Source organism: Sphingopyxis sp., from assembly GCF_035998965.1.
Lineage (GTDB): Bacteria > Pseudomonadota > Alphaproteobacteria > Sphingomonadales > Sphingomonadaceae > Sphingopyxis.
Genome location: NZ_DASYHE010000034.1, coordinates 1 through 15,335, shown reverse-complemented (window position 1 = coordinate 15,335; position 15,335 = coordinate 1). Strand labels below are relative to the sequence as shown.

16 protein-coding genes are annotated in these 15,335 nt (G+C 65.5%); 10 read left to right on the top strand and 6 right to left on the bottom strand.

Going from position 1 to position 15,335, the window contains the following annotated elements:
* From VGN68_RS20510 to VGN68_RS05050, 8 genes are all read left to right on the top strand, one after another.
* Positions 1 to 84, top strand: an 84-nt coding sequence (locus VGN68_RS20510) for a 4Fe-4S dicluster domain-containing protein (protein ID WP_414713009.1), incomplete at its 5' end; no start/stop codon positions are given.
* A gap of 49 nt (positions 85 to 133) precedes the next feature.
* On the top strand, positions 134 to 1,738 hold the full coding sequence (locus VGN68_RS05080; RefSeq protein ID WP_327474504.1) for a hypothetical protein: 1,605 nt from the start codon (positions 134 to 136) through the stop codon (positions 1,736 to 1,738).
* A complete protein-coding gene (locus VGN68_RS05075) occupies positions 1,735 to 2,586 on the top strand; it encodes a 4-(cytidine 5'-diphospho)-2-C-methyl-D-erythritol kinase (protein ID WP_327474502.1) in 852 nt (283 codons plus the stop codon). Before VGN68_RS05080 ends, VGN68_RS05075 begins: the two co-directional genes overlap by 4 nt.
* A complete protein-coding gene (locus VGN68_RS05070; RefSeq protein ID WP_327474500.1) occupies positions 2,583 to 3,314 on the top strand; it encodes an N-formylglutamate amidohydrolase in 732 nt (243 codons plus the stop codon). Before VGN68_RS05075 ends, VGN68_RS05070 begins: the two co-directional genes overlap by 4 nt.
* Positions 3,315 to 3,373: 59 nt before the next feature.
* A complete protein-coding gene (gene ilvD / locus VGN68_RS05065; protein WP_327474498.1) occupies positions 3,374 to 5,230 on the top strand; it encodes a dihydroxy-acid dehydratase in 1,857 nt (618 codons plus the stop codon).
* Positions 5,227 to 5,616, top strand: coding sequence for a hypothetical protein (locus VGN68_RS05060; RefSeq protein WP_327474496.1), 390 nt, complete (start codon positions 5,227 to 5,229; stop codon positions 5,614 to 5,616). The genes ilvD and VGN68_RS05060 overlap by 4 nt, the downstream gene beginning before the upstream one ends.
* 143 nt (positions 5,617 to 5,759) lie before the next feature.
* On the top strand, positions 5,760 to 7,112 hold the full coding sequence (locus VGN68_RS05055) for an NAD(P)H-hydrate dehydratase (RefSeq protein WP_327474494.1): 1,353 nt from the start codon (positions 5,760 to 5,762) through the stop codon (positions 7,110 to 7,112).
* A gap of 1 nt (position 7,113) precedes the next feature.
* The gene (locus VGN68_RS05050) at positions 7,114 to 8,313 is read left to right on the top strand and encodes a class I SAM-dependent RNA methyltransferase (protein ID WP_327474492.1); all 1,200 of its coding nucleotides are present in this window, start codon (positions 7,114 to 7,116) and stop codon (positions 8,311 to 8,313) included.
* Positions 8,314 to 8,348: 35 nt separating this feature from the next.
* On the opposite strand, the gene VGN68_RS05045 is transcribed toward VGN68_RS05050, so the two are convergent.
* The 5 genes from VGN68_RS05045 to VGN68_RS05025 form a co-directional block, all read right to left on the bottom strand.
* Entirely contained in the window at positions 8,349 to 8,783 is a 435-nt protein-coding gene (locus VGN68_RS05045; RefSeq protein WP_327474490.1) for an MAPEG family protein, read from the bottom strand.
* A 12-nt stretch (positions 8,784 to 8,795) separates the two neighbouring features.
* Positions 8,796 to 9,227, bottom strand: coding sequence for an MAPEG family protein (locus tag VGN68_RS05040; protein ID WP_293700800.1), 432 nt, complete (start codon positions 9,225 to 9,227; stop codon positions 8,796 to 8,798).
* A gap of 65 nt (positions 9,228 to 9,292) precedes the next feature.
* The gene (locus VGN68_RS05035) at positions 9,293 to 10,447 is read right to left on the bottom strand and encodes a CoA transferase (RefSeq protein WP_327474509.1); all 1,155 of its coding nucleotides are present in this window, start codon (positions 10,445 to 10,447) and stop codon (positions 9,293 to 9,295) included.
* A 112-nt stretch (positions 10,448 to 10,559) separates the two neighbouring features.
* Positions 10,560 to 10,688 carry a hypothetical protein gene (locus VGN68_RS05030; RefSeq protein ID WP_327474487.1) on the bottom strand — a complete coding sequence of 43 codons (129 nt, stop codon included), beginning with the start codon at positions 10,686 to 10,688 and terminating at the stop codon, positions 10,560 to 10,562.
* A 33-nt stretch (positions 10,689 to 10,721) separates the two neighbouring features.
* Positions 10,722 to 11,882 (bottom strand): MFS transporter, encoded by a 1,161-nt coding sequence (locus tag VGN68_RS05025; protein ID WP_327474485.1) that lies wholly within the window; start codon positions 11,880 to 11,882, stop codon positions 10,722 to 10,724.
* Positions 11,883 to 12,085: 203 nt separating this feature from the next.
* On the opposite strand from VGN68_RS05025, the gene VGN68_RS05020 reads away from it, so the two are divergent.
* Together VGN68_RS05020 and VGN68_RS05015 are read left to right on the top strand one after the other, a co-directional pair.
* Positions 12,086 to 13,075 carry a TauD/TfdA family dioxygenase gene (locus VGN68_RS05020; RefSeq protein WP_327474483.1) on the top strand — a complete coding sequence of 330 codons (990 nt, stop codon included), beginning with the start codon at positions 12,086 to 12,088 and terminating at the stop codon, positions 13,073 to 13,075.
* Positions 13,072 to 14,103 (top strand): flavin-containing monooxygenase, encoded by a 1,032-nt coding sequence (locus VGN68_RS05015; protein WP_327474481.1) that lies wholly within the window; start codon positions 13,072 to 13,074, stop codon positions 14,101 to 14,103. Before VGN68_RS05020 ends, VGN68_RS05015 begins: the two co-directional genes overlap by 4 nt.
* 22 nt (positions 14,104 to 14,125) lie before the next feature.
* On the opposite strand, the gene VGN68_RS05010 is transcribed toward VGN68_RS05015, so the two are convergent.
* Positions 14,126 to 15,319, bottom strand: a complete 1,194-nt coding sequence (locus tag VGN68_RS05010) for a type III PLP-dependent enzyme (RefSeq protein ID WP_327474507.1) — start codon at positions 15,317 to 15,319, stop codon at positions 14,126 to 14,128.
* Positions 15,320 to 15,335: the final 16 nt, after the last annotated feature.

The following is a 15,335-nucleotide window of genomic DNA, read 5'->3' as shown; positions in this document are numbered from 1 at the left end:
ACGTGCGACATCAAGGATCCGACCCAGAATATCAACTGGGTCACCCCCGAAGGCGGCGGAGGCCCCAATTACCCGAATATGTAAGCTCGCGCGGGCGTTTCTGGCTGTCAGCGCGTTCGCTGTCGCAGCGCCGGTGCAGGCCGCGGAAGATGGCGGCGCGGCGCTGAATGCGCTGGTGCGCGCGCGGCTGGCCGAGGCGGGCGGCGAACCAGCGGCGGCGCTGGCGGCGCTGACCGATGTGTCGAGCCTGGCGCCCGGCCTGCCCGGGGTGCGCGGGCGCATTCTGGAGCAGGCGATCGAAGCGGGCGACCTCGCCGCGGCGCGCACGGCGGCGCTGCAGCTGTGGACCGCGGGCGATCGCCGGTTCGACGCGCAGCTGGTGCTGATGGTCGATGCGATGCGGCGAGCGGACTGGAAAGCTGCGCGCGATTTTATGTCGGGACGCGGCGACAAGACGGGCGCCGATACGATCGCGCGGCTGATCCTGCCGACGGTCAATGCGTGGATCGACGTCGGTGCGCGCGAGAAGCAGCCCGAGCGGCATCTGCTGGATGTCAGCGGCCGGACGCGGCCCGAACCGGCGCTGACGTTGCAGGTCGCGCTGGTGCAGCTGGCGACGAAGCGCGCCGATGAAGCGGCGGCGCTGACCGACGCGATTGTTTTGACCGACCGGACGAGCCAGCTGGTCGGGCTGCGGCTGGCGGCGACGCTCGACAAGGCAGGGCATGGCGAGGCGGCGCAGCGACTGCGCGGGCGGATTGCGCTGGCGGCGGGGCAGCGCGAGGATCCGATGCTGCTGCTGCCCGATCAGGCGGTGACGACGCCGCGCGCCGGGGTGGCGCAGTGGCTGGGGCTGCTCGCCGATGGGCTAGCGCGGGTGCCGAACGGCAACACCAAACTGCCGCTGCTGTTTTCGCGCGCTGCCTTTTGGCTGAACGATGCGGATTGGGCGGTGCGCGCGACGTTGGTCGAGACGCTCGACCGCAATGGCCAGCGCGATGCGGCGGCGGCGTTGATCGATGGCGGGCGCGCCGAACTGCCGCCGGCGCTGGCGATGCGGCGCGCGGAATTGCTGGCCGATGGCGGCGACTTGGCGGGGGCGGCGAAGCTGGCTGAGAGCGCCGCGGCGGGTGATGCGCCGCGCAGCCTGCTGGTGCGGCTCGCCGATATTGCGCGGCGCTCGGACGATCCGAAAGCCGCAGCGCGCGCGTATGAGCGACTAGAGGCAGCGCTGGGCGAGGACGAGGGAGACCAGATGCTGCGCGGCTCGCTGTTGATCGCGCGCGCGGAGTTGTTGTTGCGGGCGGGCGAATGGGATGCCGCGGCGCCGCTGATGGAACGCGCGGTGGCATTGCGTCCGAACGATGCCGCGGTGCTGAATTTTGCGGGCTATTCGGCGCTCGAACGGCGCAAGGATGTGAAGCGGTCGCTGGCGCGGATCGAGACGGCGTGGGCGCAGGAACCGCAAAATGCCAGCATCACCGATTCGCTGGGCTGGGCCTATTTCCTGACCGGGCGCACCGACGATGCGGTCGACCTGCTTGAAAAGGCTCAGCGCGGCGAGCCGACCAATGCGGTGATCGTCGAGCATCTGGGCGACGCCTATTGGCAGGCGGGGCGCAAGTTCGAGGCGCGGTACAAATGGCGCGCCGCAGCGCTGGTTGCCGAGGCCGAGATGGCGACGCGGCTGGCGGCGAAGCTGCGCGACGGGCTGACCGCGGCGACGACCGCGCCATGAGCGAAATGATGCAGGAAACCGGCTGGGCGAAGATCAATCTGGCGCTGCACGTGCGGGCGCGGCGGAGCGATGGTTATCATGCGATCGAGACGTTGTTTGCTTTTGTCGATGGCGGCGACGGGATTGTGGCCGAGATCGCTGACGCGGATCGGCTGACGATTGTCGGCGAATTTGCCGAGGGATTGAGCGCAGGCGGCGACAATTTGGTCTTGCAGGTGCTGACCTTGCTGCGCGCGCGATACGGCGCCGATCGGGTGCCGCCGCTGGCGGTCACGCTGGCCAAGCGGTTGCCGGTCGCGGCGGGAATCGGCGGCGGGTCGGCGGATGCGGCGGCGATGGCGCGGCTGGTGCGGACGCATTTCCTGCCCGAACTGGGCGATGCCGTGCTGGCGCGGATCATCAGCCCGCTCGGCGCCGATATTGCCGCGTGCGTCGCGAGCGCGACCTGCCTGGGGGTCGGGGTTGGCGAGGAATTGAGCGCGGTGCCGGAATTGCGGATCAGTGGGACGCCAGTGCTGCTCGTTAACCCGCGCCAGCCGCTCGCGACCGGGCCGGTCTTTGCGGCGTGGGACGGGATCGATCGTGGCGAATTGTTCGGCGATCCCGCGGGGCGGGCGCAGTTGCTGGCGGCGCGCAATGATTTACAGCGTCCGGCGACGGCGCAATGTCCGGCGATTGCCGATGTGCTGCTCGAACTCGGCGCGCTGCGGCCGTGGCTGGCGCGGATGTCGGGATCGGGCGCGACCTGCTTCGCGCTGTTCGATGCGGCGGCCGAGCGCGACGCCGCGGCGGTGTCGCTGGCGCAGAGTCATCCGAAGTGGTGGCAGCTGGCGGGCGCGCTGCGATGAGCGAGGCGTGGCGCCAGTTGGGGACGCCGCGGACGGGCGGCATCCTGCTGATCGCCGACCATGCGTCGAACCATGTTCCCGATGACATCGACCTGGGCATAGATCCGGCGCTGCTGAGCAATCATATCGCGATAGATATCGGGGTGGCAGAGGTGGTGGCGTTATTGGTCGAGAGCGGCGCGGTCGATGCGGCGATCCTGGGCGGGGTGTCGCGGCTGGTGGTCGACTGCAACCGCGAGGAGGACGCGCCGGGGGTGCTGCCGATCGCCAGCGACGGGCATGCGGTGCCGGGCAATGCGCTGGATGACGCGGCGCGCGAGACGCGGCTGGCGCGCTTCTTCCGGCCCTATCACGCGCATATCGAGGCGACGATTGCCGCGTACCGGCCCGCGATGATCCTGTCGCTGCACAGCTTCACGCCATCGTTGGCGGCGCATCCTGAGCAGAAGCGGCCGTGGCATGTGGGCGTGCTGTATAATGAGGACGACCGGCTGGCGGCGGCGGCGATTTCGGCTTTGGAGGCCGAGGATATGATTGTCGGCGATCAGCTGCCCTATTCGGGCAAGCTGCTCAACGCGACGATGAACCGCCATGCCGAGGGTAATGGCATTCCCTATGTCGGGATCGAGATGCGGCAGGATCTGGTGGGGGACGCGGCGGGGCAGGCGCTGTTCGCGGAGCGGCTGGCGCGCATGTGCCATAAAGTGGCGTTGAACATCGCGAGCTAGGCGTGTAGAGGCGCTTTCTCTCGCAATAAATTGTAATATTATTTCTAGGAAACCAGAAAATGCCTTCTTATCGTTCGCGCACGACGACGCATGGCCGCAATCAAGCGGGCGCCCGCGGGCTGTGGCGCGCGACGGGGATGAAGGACGGCGATTTCGGCAAGCCGATCATCGCGGTGGTCAACAGCTTTACCCAGTTCGTCCCCGGCCACGTCCATCTGAAAGATCTGGGCCAGATGGTCGCGCGCGAAATCGAGGCGGTCGGCGGGGTTGCCAAGGAATTCAACACGATCGCGGTCGATGACGGCATCGCGATGGGGCATGATGGCATGCTCTATTCGCTTCCCAGCCGCGACCTGATCGCCGACAGCGTCGAATATATGGTCAACGCGCATTGCGCCGACGCGATGGTGTGCATCTCCAACTGCGACAAGATCACCCCGGGCATGCTGATGGCGGCGCTGCGGATCAATATTCCGGTCGTGTTCGTGTCGGGCGGGCCGATGGAGGCGGGGAAGGTTGTCCTGAACGGCAAGACCGTTTCGCTCGATCTGGTCGATGCGATGGTCGCCGCGGCGGATGAAAAATACAGCGACGAAGAGGTGCTGGCGATCGAACAGCAGGCCTGCCCGACCTGCGGCTCGTGCTCGGGAATGTTCACCGCTAATTCGATGAACTGCCTGACCGAAGCGCTGGGGCTGTCGCTGCCGGGCAATGGTTCGACGCTGGCGACGCACGCCGACCGCAAGGAGCTGTTCCTGCGCGCCGGGCGCATCGTCGTCGAGATGTGCAAGCGGCATTATGAGGAAGGCGACGACAGCGTCCTGCCGCGCAATATCGCGACCTTTGAGGCGTTCGAGAACGCGATGAGCCTCGACATCGCGATGGGCGGGTCGACAAACACCGTCCTGCATTTGCTCGCGGCGGCGTTCGAGGCGGGGGTCGATTTCACGATGACCGACATCGACCGGCTGTCGCGCCGGGTGCCATGCCTGTCGAAGGTCGCGCCCGCGAAGAGCGACGTGCATATGGAAGATGTCCACCGCGCCGGCGGGATCATGGCGATCCTCGGCCAGCTCGAGCGCGCCGGGCTGCTGCACGCGCATCTGCCGACGGTGCACAGCGCGACGCTGGGTGATGCGCTGAACAAATGGGATATCTCGCGGACCAACGACCCCGAGGTGCAGAAATTCTTCATGGCGGCGCCCGGCGGGGTGCCGACGCAAGTGGCGTTCAGTCAGGAGCGGCGTTGGGAGTCGCTCGATCTCGACCGTGAAACCGGCGTGATCCGGTCGGCGTCGCATGCGTTCAGTCAGGACGGGGGGCTGGCGGTGCTGTCGGGCAATCTGGCGGTCGATGGTTGTATTGTGAAAACCGCGGGGGTCGATGAATCGATCCTGAAGTTTTCGGGGCCGGCGAAGGTGTTTGAAAGCCAGGATGCGTCGGTTGCGGGCATATTGACCGGTCAGGTCGTTGCGGGTGACGTGGTGGTCATCCGTTACGAAGGGCCGAAAGGCGGGCCGGGAATGCAGGAAATGCTCTATCCGACCAGCTACCTCAAATCGAAGGGGCTGGGCGCGGCATGCGCTTTGGTCACCGACGGGCGCTTTTCGGGCGGCACGTCGGGGCTGTCGATCGGCCATGCCTCGCCCGAAGCGGCCGAGGGCGGTCTGATCGGTCTGGTCGAAGATGGCGACCTGATCGAAATCGACATTCCGAACCGCACAATCCACCTCGCCGTACCCGATGCCGAACTGGCGGCTCGGCGCGCGGCGATGGAGGCGAAGGGCGACGCGGCCTGGCAACCCGCCAAGCCGCGCCCGCGCAAGGTTTCGGTCGCGTTGCAGGCTTACGCCGCGATGACGACGAGCGCCGCGCGCGGCGCGGTGCGCGACCTGTCGCAGTTGAAGGGCAAATGATGCGGACGCTGGGGGGCATTGCGGGGTTCCTGCTGCTAGCGGCATGCGGCGGCGCGCCCGACAATGGCGATCTGGCCGAAGCCGAAGCGCGCGGGTCACGCGAAGCGGCGGAAAACGGGCGGATCGAGTGCGCGCTGGAAGGCGCCAAATTGTTCGATCGCACCTGCACCGTCGAGGAAATGAGCGGGGTGGAAGGGACGGTGCTGGTCGTCGGGCGTCCGAACGTCGGCTATCGCCGCTTGCAGATCACGACCGATGGGCGCGGAGTGGTGTCGGCCGATGGGGCTGAAGCGGCGAAAGTCTCGATTGTCGGCGATGGCATGATCGAGGTTGCGATCGGCAATGATCGCTATCGGTTGCCCGCGAATACGGGCGGCGCGAAGTAACAACCATCGTCATTGCGAGCGCAGCGAAGCAATCCAGAGCGGTTTACGCGGGCTCTGGATTGCTTCGCTGCGCTCGCAATGACGAGGTGGACGGTGAACCGCTTACACCGAGACTTTTATAGCGCTCGTGCTATTCTAAAGCCATGTCCATCCCCGCCGACGCCCTCATCCTGACCAGCGCCGCGATGCGCGAGGCAGAGGCTGCCTGCGCGGTGCAAGGGACGCCGCTGTCCGAGCTGATGGAGCTTGCCGGGGCGGCGGTCGCCGACACCGCGTGGCGGATGGCGGCGGGCGGCCCGGTGCTGATCCTGTGCGGACCCGGCAACAATGGCGGCGACGGCTATGTCGCGGCACGGCTGCTGGCGGAACGCGGCGCGGCGGTGCGGGTGGCGGCTCTGGCCGAGCCGACGACCGATCTGGCAAAGGCGGCGCGCGCGGAATGGCGCGGGCCGGTCGAGGCGATCGATGCCGCATTGGCGCCTGCACCGTTGATCGTCGATGCCCTGTTCGGCGTTGGCCTGTCGCGGCCGCTGGCTGAGGATCTGGCCCTGTTGTTGCAGCGCTTGGCCGGACGCCGCGTGCTGGCGGTTGACGTGCCGAGTGGCGTCGAGAGCGACGGCAATGCCGAATGGTTGCCACCACTTGCTGCCGATGTCACCCTGGCGCTTGGCGCGCTGAAACCTGCGCATGTGTTGCTCCCCACCGCACCCACTTGCGGCCGCGTGCTGCTGGCGCCGATCGGGATCATCGCGCGCGGCAAGATGCGGACGCTGCCGCTGACGAAGGTGGCAACGCCAAGCGCGAATGCGCACAAGTTCAGCCGAGGGATGGTGCTCGTCTTTGCCGGCCCGATGCCGGGTGCGGCGGGGCTGGCGTCGGCGGCGGCGCTGCGCGCGGGGGCGGGGTATGTGGTGCTGGAGGGTAGCGAGCGCGCGCCGCTGGCCGCGATCATTACCGAAAGTGACACGCGCTTTGGCGAGCGGCTCAGCGATCCGCGGGTCGGGGCGGTGGTGATCGGGCCGGGCTTTCCGGCGGGCGACGAATTGCTGTTCGATGTCGAAGCGGCACTCGATTCGGGTAAGCCGCTGGTGCTCGACGCCGCGGCGATCGCCGCTGCCTTGCCGCGCCTGTGCGAAACGCCATGCCGCGCGATCCTGACCCCGCATGAGGGCGAGTTCACGCGCGCCTTTCCCGAGCTTTATGGCAGCAAGATCGACCGCGCGAAGGCGGCGGCCGTGCGCACGGGGGCGGTGGTGGTTTACAAAGGTGCCGATACGATTATCGCCGCGCCCGACGGCCGCGTCGTGGCGGCCTGGCCGGGCAGTCCCTGGCTGGCAACGGCGGGGACGGGCGATGTGCTGGCGGGGGCGTGCGGGGCGATGCTGGCGCGTGGCGGCGATGCGTTCGACGCCGCGGTGGCAGCGGTGGGGTGGCATATCGCGCGGGCGGCGCGTATAGGCCGCGGCCTTGTCGCCGACGATCTGGTTAGGGAATGAAATGAGCGAAACTGCGCTGATCGAGCGCATCGCCGCGCGCGGCGATGGCGTGACCGGCGATGGCCGTCATGTCGCTGGCGGCGTTCCCGGCGATCAGATCGCCGCGGATGGGACGCTGATCCCCGGGCCGAACCGCGCCGAACCGCCGTGCCGTCATTTCGGCAAATGCGGCGGGTGCGAGTTGCAGCATGTCGCGGAACCGGCTCTCGCTGATTTCGTGCGCGACCGGGTGGTTGGCGCTTTGGCGGGGCAGGAGGTACCGGTGGGCGAGGTTTTGCCCGCGTTGCTGTCGCCGCCGCAGAGCCGTCGTCGCGCAGCGCTGACCGCGCTGCGGACCGGCAAGCAGGTCGCGATCGGATTCAACGCGGCGCAGAGCAACCAGATCGTCGATATGCGGCAATGCCCGCTGCTGCTGCCCGAACTCTTCGCGTTGATCGCGCCGCTACGCGACCTGCTGACGACGATCGCGCAGCAGAAGCGACCGGTGAAGGTCAAGCTGCAGATGCTCGACCAGGGGGTCGAGGTGACATTGGAAGGCGTCAAGGCCGAGGGGCTCGATGCCGCGATGGCGCTGCAGGATTTTGCGGGGACGCACAAGCTGGCGCGCTTTGCCATCGATCAGGGACATGGGCTGGAAACGCTGTGGCAGCCTGAACCGCCGACGGTGTGCTTTGGTGAGGTGACGGTCGAGGTTCCGGCGTTTTCATTTCTGCAGCCGACGACCGCGGGGCAGGCGGCGCTGGTCGATGCGGTCGCGAAGGCGATCGGTGATGCCGGGGCGGTCGCCGATTTGTTCGCGGGGGTCGGGACGTTCGCGCTGTCGCTCCAAAAGGGGCGCAAGGTTTATGCCGCCGAAGGCGCGCGCGATGCGATTGCGGCGCTAAAAGCTTCGGCGAACCGGGTCGGGGCGCTGGTCGCGACCGAGCATCGCGACCTGTTCCGCCGCCCGCTGATTCCTGCCGAGCTCAACCGCTTCGGCGCGGTGATCCTCGATCCGCCGCGTGCGGGGGCCGAGGAGCAGGTGGCGCAATTGGCGGCGTCGGATACGCCGGTGATCGCCTATGTCAGCTGCAATCCCGCCAGTTTTGCGCGCGATGCGAAGTTGCTGGTTGGGGGCGGCTATACGCTCGACTGGGTACAGCCAGTTGGCCAGTTCCGCTGGTCGACGCATGTCGAGCTAGCGGGGCGGTTCTCAAAATAGCTTTTCCCCTCCCGCAAGCGGGAGGGGATTTAGGTTCAATGCAGCACGAACCCCATGAACGCATGCACGCACAGCGCGAGCAGCGCGAGGCTGGCTAGCGCGAACACCGCAAAGCGCCACAGCACGCGGTTGACCGTCACCTGGATCAGGCTGTGAACGATGCGCAGAGCCACATAGGCCCAGGCGAGCTGGGCATTCAGTCCGCCGCCCATACCGCCCACCGCGAGCGCGAGCGCGACGGCGTAAAAGACCGTCGGCTGTTCCATCAGGTGATTATAGTTATGCGCCTTCCACTGCACTTCCGGCGGCAAGACTTCGTCGAGTCCCCTGCCGGTCGTGCCGACCAGATTTTTCGCGTCGATCTTGGCGCGTTGCATCGCCGGGATGCGCGTTGCGTACATCCACACCCAGATGATCATCGACCAGAGCGCGAGCGTCGCGACCGGCCCCAAAATTGCATTGGTGTCCATGATATTTCCCCCTCAACCCAAAGTGGCGATCACCGCCAGCACTGCGAGCACGATCAAGCAGACTGTCGATGCCATGAAGATGGCGAAGCGAACCGGTAGCCGGTTGACGGTGGCTTGCCATATGCTGTGCACGATCCGCAAAATAACATAAGCCCATGCCAGACCGCGCGTCAGGTCGGTGCTGCCCCCAGACAGATGCAGAAAGACGATGACGGCATAGAATAGCGTCGGCTGTTCGAGCAAATGGGTGTAATTGTGCGACTTCCAGTTGGCGCTGGGCGGCAGGGCTGGCTCTAGGTCCGCACCGCGGCCACCGGGTTGCGCCTTGCTGATGTCGATGCCAGCCTTCTTTACAGCGGCGCCGCGGCTCACCGCCAGCCAGCCGAGCATGACGAGCGTCCACAACGCGAGGACCGCGCCGGGCGCCAGTAGATTTTCAGGCATCTCATTCCCCCTCTATATTGGCGCGGCATGCTAGGCCGCGCGACCAACAATGCAATCTTCGATGTTCAGCCATGCCTCTCAGCGAGTTCGGCGCGGATTACGGCGCCGTCGCCATCGACCTTGGGTGCAAAACCCAAGTCGCGCGCGGGGGCGGCGCCATATTTCACCGGCGGCTGCATTTCGTGAAACGCGCCGACATCGGGATGCGTACGATGGCGGAAGAAACCGGTCGCGACGAAATGCGGATCCTCTTTGACGTCCTGCAGGTCGCGCGCCGCCATCGCGGGAATGTCGTTGGCGGCGAACAGCGCGAGCCATTCGGCGGTGGTTTTCGCCGGGGTCTTGCGGGCGATCTCGCGGTAAACGATCGGCATATGCTGGCCCTTCGCCTTTGCCACCTCGAATTCGGGGGTTTGGGTCAGTCCCTCGCTGCCGAGCAGCGCCATCAACCGCGCGGTCGATTCGGCGGTATAGGGGACGATCGCCAGATAACCGTCGCTCGTCGGGAAGGGCTGGCGGGTCGGGTCGAGCTGGCGCGGATAGCCCGCTGGGCCGAGCGGCGGGTCGAGCGCCGCATCGCGCAGATGTTCGGTCAGCATGAACGACGCGAAACATTCGAACATCGGCACTTCGACCGCTTGGCCCTCGCCGGTGCGCAGCTTGTGGATCAGCGCCGCGAGGATCGCCTGCGCTCCGAACTGGCCTGCGATCTTGTCGGCGATTAGTGAGGGAAAATAGCGCGGGCGCCGGTCGCCGTCGACGCGGGGCAGCAGGCTGGTGGTGCCGGTGGCGGCCTGAATGACGTCGTCATAGGCTTGCAGATCGGCATAAGGACCATCCTGCCCAAAGCCGGTGCCGTGGACATAGATGATGTCGTCCTTGATCGCCTTGCAACCCGCATAGTCGAACCCAAGCTTTGTGATCGCTTTGCCGCGGACATTGTGGAAGAACACGTCTGCGGTGGCGACGAGGTCGCGCAGTACAGCCGCATCCTCGGGCTTCTTCAGATCGAGCGCTATCGAGCGTTTGCCACGGTTCACGGTGAGGTGGATCGACCCCATCGTTGGGTCGGGAACACCGCTGCCCAGATAGCGCGAAATGTCACCAAGGCCGGGGGTTTCGACCTTGATCACCTCGGCGCCAAGATCGGCGAGCATCTGCGTGGCATAGGGGCCAAAGATCACCGTCGTCAGATCAATGATGCGGATGCCGTTGAGCATGGTCACGCGGCCCGCTCTCGCCGGTTCGATTTGAGCGCCATCGTCTGCCTCTCCATTCCGCTTCTCTTCAGGAATGGTTGCAGAAGGAAACCGAAAACGCAATCAGGCATCCCTATGTCGGGGCTGTCTTTTCATCCAGCGGCGTGCCCGTCGCATAGGCGCCCGAGATTTTCCGGTAGGATTGCGAGCGGAACGCTGCGAGCGTTGCCAGCACGCCAAGCAGGCCGGTGATCGTGAACACGATCGCGATGCCGCGCTCGGCGCCGCGGCCGTATCAGTCGCCGATCAGCTCGGCGCCCGCGCCGCTGGTCATCAGCGGCACGAAGATGAACTGGGTCAGCGGGGCGATCAGGAAGGCGGTGAGGGGCGAAGCGGCCTGTTCGACTGACTGGGCGAAGCCGAAGACGCGCCCCTGCCGTTCGAACGGAACGACTTTTTGCAGCGTGGTCTGCTCGGCTGCCTCGGCATAGGGACCGAGGAACAGCCAGATGAAGCAGCCCACGGTCAGCAGGATGATCGACGACTGGACGGTGAAAAGCGCCGCGACCGCCCAGACGATCAGGTTGACGAGCAGCAGCGTCCGCACCGGATTGGCACCGAGGCCGGTACGCGCGATCAACGCGCCGCTGAGGATGAAGGCGCAGGAAACGAAGGCCCAGAGCAGCCCCCATTGTTCGACCTTCATCAACGACAGGCCGTAAGCGTCCATCAACGCCATGAAGACGCCGCCGAGCAGATTGTTGAACGCTGCGAACAGGATCAGCGCGAACAGTCCCGGAATGCCCCGCACCACGCGAAAGGTGCCGGCGAGGTCGATCTGTCGGGGCGCATCATGCGTGTCCGTTTCGCGCGGCTCATCGACAGGAACGAAAAGGAGGTGGAGTGCGGCGAGCAGCGAGAAGGCGATAGCGAAGGCCAGCGTCGCGACCATTCCGCCCCACGCGACGAGAAAGCCGCTGATCGCTGAGGTGGTGAGGAAGCCGATGCCGGTGACCATTCCCACCAGCCCATTCGCCTTGTCGCGCCGATCCGCTGGCACCAGCAGGGTGACGAGCGTCGGCAGCGCGATCATGCGGATATTGCCGACGATCACGCCCAGCATCGTCAGCAGGACGAACAGCCACAGGGTGACGCTGGTGGTCGCGGCGACGCGGATCCCGGGATCGAGCGCATAGGCGCCGAGCGCGGCGGTGTAGATCGCGAGCGACACAAGGCTGGAGCCGAGCATCATGCTGCGCTTGCGGTGATGGTCGACCAGGCTGCCGAACCAGATGCCGAGCGCCCCGGTGAGCACCAGATAGATGCCCGCGATCATCCCCGTCGCAAACACCGACCGGGTTTCGAGGAAAATCCAGAAGGTGATCGCGAACCACACCGTGAAATTGGTGATGTTGGCGATCAGATTGTTGACGAGGAGGTGGTGAAAGGGGCGCATGCGGCGGGAAACCTAGCAGGGTGATTTGCGCAGGCTAGCCCGCAATTTGAGCTTGTCTCTTTTCCGTCGTTTCGATTGCAGTCGAAATATGGCTTGACGCTTTTTTTCAATTCGATAATTCGACGAATATCGAATCTAACGATCCGATAGGGAATTTTGTCGCGGTCGCAATCGGTGACCGCATTCGAGAAAAGGACTGCCCAATGACGTCAATGGTTGAATCACCAGCGCCTTGGCGCGGCGAGACATTGCAGGCGCAGCCCGAGCAATGGCTTTACCAGTTGAGCGACGCCGAGATCGTCACGATTGTCGCCGCGGCGCAATCGGCAGTCGAGCGAGGCTGCCCGCTCAGCGAGCTGGCGCGCGAAGATTATCCGATGACCGGGTTGGACGCGGCGCTGGAAGATTGGCGCGACCGGATCGACCGCGGGCATGGCATGGTGCTGATCCGCGGACTGCCAGTCCGCAGCATTGGCCGTCAAGTCGCCGCTGCGGCCTATTGGTTGATCGGGTTGCAGCTGGGGCAGCCAACCGCCCAGAATCCGGCGGGCGAATTGCTCGTCGATATTCGCGACACCGGCGCGCCACCGAGCGACCATAATGTGCGGCTGTACAAGACGCGGGCCGAGCTCGCCTTTCACACCGATGGCGCCGATATTATCGGGCTGCTGTGTCTGCGGGGTGCCAAGGCGGGCGGTGTCAGCCGCATCTGTTCGTCGGTCGAGGTCTATAATCAGGTCGTCGCGCGGCGCCCCGAGCTGGCGCCGCTGATGGAACAGCAATTCCACCACCATGCGCATGGGCAATTGGGTCCGGACGGCCCCAAGACCTTTCGCTATCCGATCGTCAGCCGCGAAGGCGGGATTTTCCGGATGATGCTGCTGACCTGGTATATCCGCAATGCCGCCGAAGATTTTCCCGAAATCGCCGCGCTGAGCGACGCGGAGCAGAGCCTGCTCGATCTGCTCGAATGGCTTCCCTTCGAACCGGGCATCGCGCTCGACATGAATTTTCAGGAGGGCGACATGCAGTTCCTGAAAAACTCGGTCGTCCTGCATGCACGCACCGATTATGAGGATTGGGATTCCGCCGAGGAAAAGCGCCATCTGTTGCGGCTGTGGCTCAACGTCCCCGAGTTCGCCGATGGCGACGACCGGTTGCGGCATGGCTTTGCCCAAGAAGCCAACGCATGACCGATCATCAGTTTGTGGTGATCGGGGCCGGACAGGCGGGGCTGGCGGCGGCGCGTCTTTTGCAACGCGCGGGCGCCGACTTCCTGATGGTCGATGCCGAATGGACGGTGGGTGGTTCGTGGCGCCACTATTACGACAGCCTCGAGCTGTTTTCGCCGGTGCGCTACTCGTCATTGCCGGAGTTTCCGATGCAGGGCGCGCCCGATGCCTATCCGACGCGCGACGATGTCGTCGACTATCTGCAACAATATCGCGACCATTTCGCCTTCCCGGTGAAACTGGGAACGCGAATATCGTCGGTCACGCGCGAGCCCGATGGATTTGAGTTGAGGCCCGAAGGCGGAACGCCCATCCGCGCGCAAAAGCTGATCGTCGCGTCGGGCGCCTTTGGCGCGCCGAATCTGCCGCGGATAGCCGGGCAAGCCGAATATCGGGGCGGCATCGCGCATTCATCGGAATATCGTAATCCGTATGCCTATCTGGGCCAGCGGATCATCGTGGTCGGGGCCGGAAATTCGGCGGTGCAGATTGCGGTTGAACTCGCGGATCATGCCGACGTGACCCTGGCCATCCGAGACAAGCTGCGCTTTCTGCCCCAGCGGGTGCTGGGCCACGATATTCACTGGTGGTTCGACAAGCTGCGCCTGAACGGCCTCAACCTGTTTTCCGACCATGGCGTCCCAATCGTCGACGATGGCCGTTATAAGGCCGCGTTGCGCACCAATCGGCCGCCGGTCCGGAAGATGTTCCGTGCCTTTACCGCCGACGGCGTCGTCTGGCCTGACGGCACGCAAGAGCGGATCGACCAAGTCATTTTCGCCACCGGTTTTCGCCACGCGATGGACTTCCTCCGTCCGTCGGGCGCGCTCGACGTGCAGGGGCAGCCGCTGCACCGCCGCGGGGTATCGACCAGCGTCCGCGGGCTCGGTTTCGTTGGCCTGTCGGGCCAGAACGGCTTTGCATCCGCGACGCTGCGCGGCGTCGGGCGTGACGCCGATTACGTCATCCCGCGCATCGCCGCGATGTGAACCGATTGCCGCGCCGCGGTGGTCAGAACAGCTTGGTCACCGTCGCGCTGCGGCGTTCCTGTTCGACTTCGCCGGTGTAGAGGCTGACCATCGGTTCGTCGCTGACCACATGGGTTTCGTCGGCGCCGAAGCCGTTGAACTTGGTCCGCATCGCGCAGCCATAGGCGCCTAGCATGCCGATCTCGATGAAATCGCCTGCCTTGATGTCGGCGGGCAGGAAGAACGGTCCCGCCATATGGTCAAGGTCGTCGCAGGTCGGACCGTAGAAGCTGAACGGCACCAGCTCGGCGTCGCTTTCGACGTCGCGTTGCAGCGATACCGGGAAGCGCCAGCCGACATGCGCGGCGTCAAACAATGCGCCATAGGCGCCGTCGTTGATGTACAGTTCCTCGCCGCGGCGCTTTTCGACGCGGACGATCAGCGAGCTATATTCGGCCGATAACGCGCGACCGGGCTCGCACCACAGTTCCGCCGAATAGCTGATCGGCAGGCTTTCGAAGCTGCGGTGGATCGTGTCGAAATAGGCGTCGAGCGGCGGCGGTTCCATGCCCGGATAGGACGACGGAAAGCCCCCCCCGACATCGATGATATCGACGGTGACCGACGCGGCGACGATCGCGGCGCGGACGCGCTCCATCGCTTGGGCATAAGCGTGCGGGGTCATCGCCTGGCTGCCGACGTGGAAGCAGATGCCGAGCGCGTCGGCGGCCTGGCGGGTCGCCATCAACAATTCGGCCACCTCGTCGGCTTCGGCACCGAATTTGGCGGCCAGACTGAGCTTGCTGTGGTCGGACGAGACGCGCAGGCGCACGAGCAGGTTGAGGTCGGCGGCGCCTTCGGTTGCGCGGACGATCTTTTCGAGTTCGTCCATCGTATCGAGCGAGAAGGTGCGCACGCCATGCTTCCAATAGGCTTCGGAAATCGCTTCCTCGGCCTTCACGGGGTGCATGAAGCACAGCGTCGCCTGCGGCAGGGTGCGCGACACCAGCCGGACCTCGGCGATCGAGGCGACGTCATAATGGGTGATGCCCGAATCCCACAGCACGCGCAGCAGGTCAGCGGACGGGTTCGCCTTGACCGCATACAGGGTCGTGCCGGGAAACCGGTCGATGAAGAAACGCGCTGCGCGCCGCGCGGCGTGCGGGCGGACGAGCGTGACGGGTTCGACCGGCGAAAGTGCCTGAATCAGCCCGTGGGCGCTATGATGCTGGTGCAATGCAAGGGACCCCCAA

Bases quoted from the DNA above. Each gene is read 5' to 3' on its own strand.
- VGN68_RS05075 (WP_327474502.1), top strand. From the start codon at position 1,735: ATGAGCGAAATGATGCAGGAAACCGGCTGGGCGAAGATCAATCTGGCG.
- VGN68_RS05070 (WP_327474500.1), top strand. From the start codon at position 2,583: ATGAGCGAGGCGTGGCGCCAGTTGGGGACGCCGCGGACGGGCGGCATC.
- ilvD (WP_327474498.1), top strand. From the start codon at position 3,374: ATGCCTTCTTATCGTTCGCGCACGACGACGCATGGCCGCAATCAAGCG.
- VGN68_RS05060 (WP_327474496.1), top strand. From the start codon at position 5,227: ATGATGCGGACGCTGGGGGGCATTGCGGGGTTCCTGCTGCTAGCGGCA.
- VGN68_RS05055 (WP_327474494.1), top strand. From the start codon at position 5,760: ATGTCCATCCCCGCCGACGCCCTCATCCTGACCAGCGCCGCGATGCGC.
- VGN68_RS05050 (WP_327474492.1), top strand. From the start codon at position 7,114: ATGAGCGAAACTGCGCTGATCGAGCGCATCGCCGCGCGCGGCGATGGC.
- VGN68_RS05045 (WP_327474490.1), bottom strand. From the start codon at position 8,783: ATGGACACCAATGCAATTTTGGGGCCGGTCGCGACGCTCGCGCTCTGG.
- VGN68_RS05040 (WP_293700800.1), bottom strand. From the start codon at position 9,227: ATGCCTGAAAATCTACTGGCGCCCGGCGCGGTCCTCGCGTTGTGGACG.
- VGN68_RS05035 (WP_327474509.1), bottom strand. From the start codon at position 10,447: ATGCTCAACGGCATCCGCATCATTGATCTGACGACGGTGATCTTTGGC.
- VGN68_RS05025 (WP_327474485.1), bottom strand. From the start codon at position 11,882: ATGCGCCCCTTTCACCACCTCCTCGTCAACAATCTGATCGCCAACATC.
- VGN68_RS05020 (WP_327474483.1), top strand. From the start codon at position 12,086: ATGACGTCAATGGTTGAATCACCAGCGCCTTGGCGCGGCGAGACATTG.
- VGN68_RS05015 (WP_327474481.1), top strand. From the start codon at position 13,072: ATGACCGATCATCAGTTTGTGGTGATCGGGGCCGGACAGGCGGGGCTG.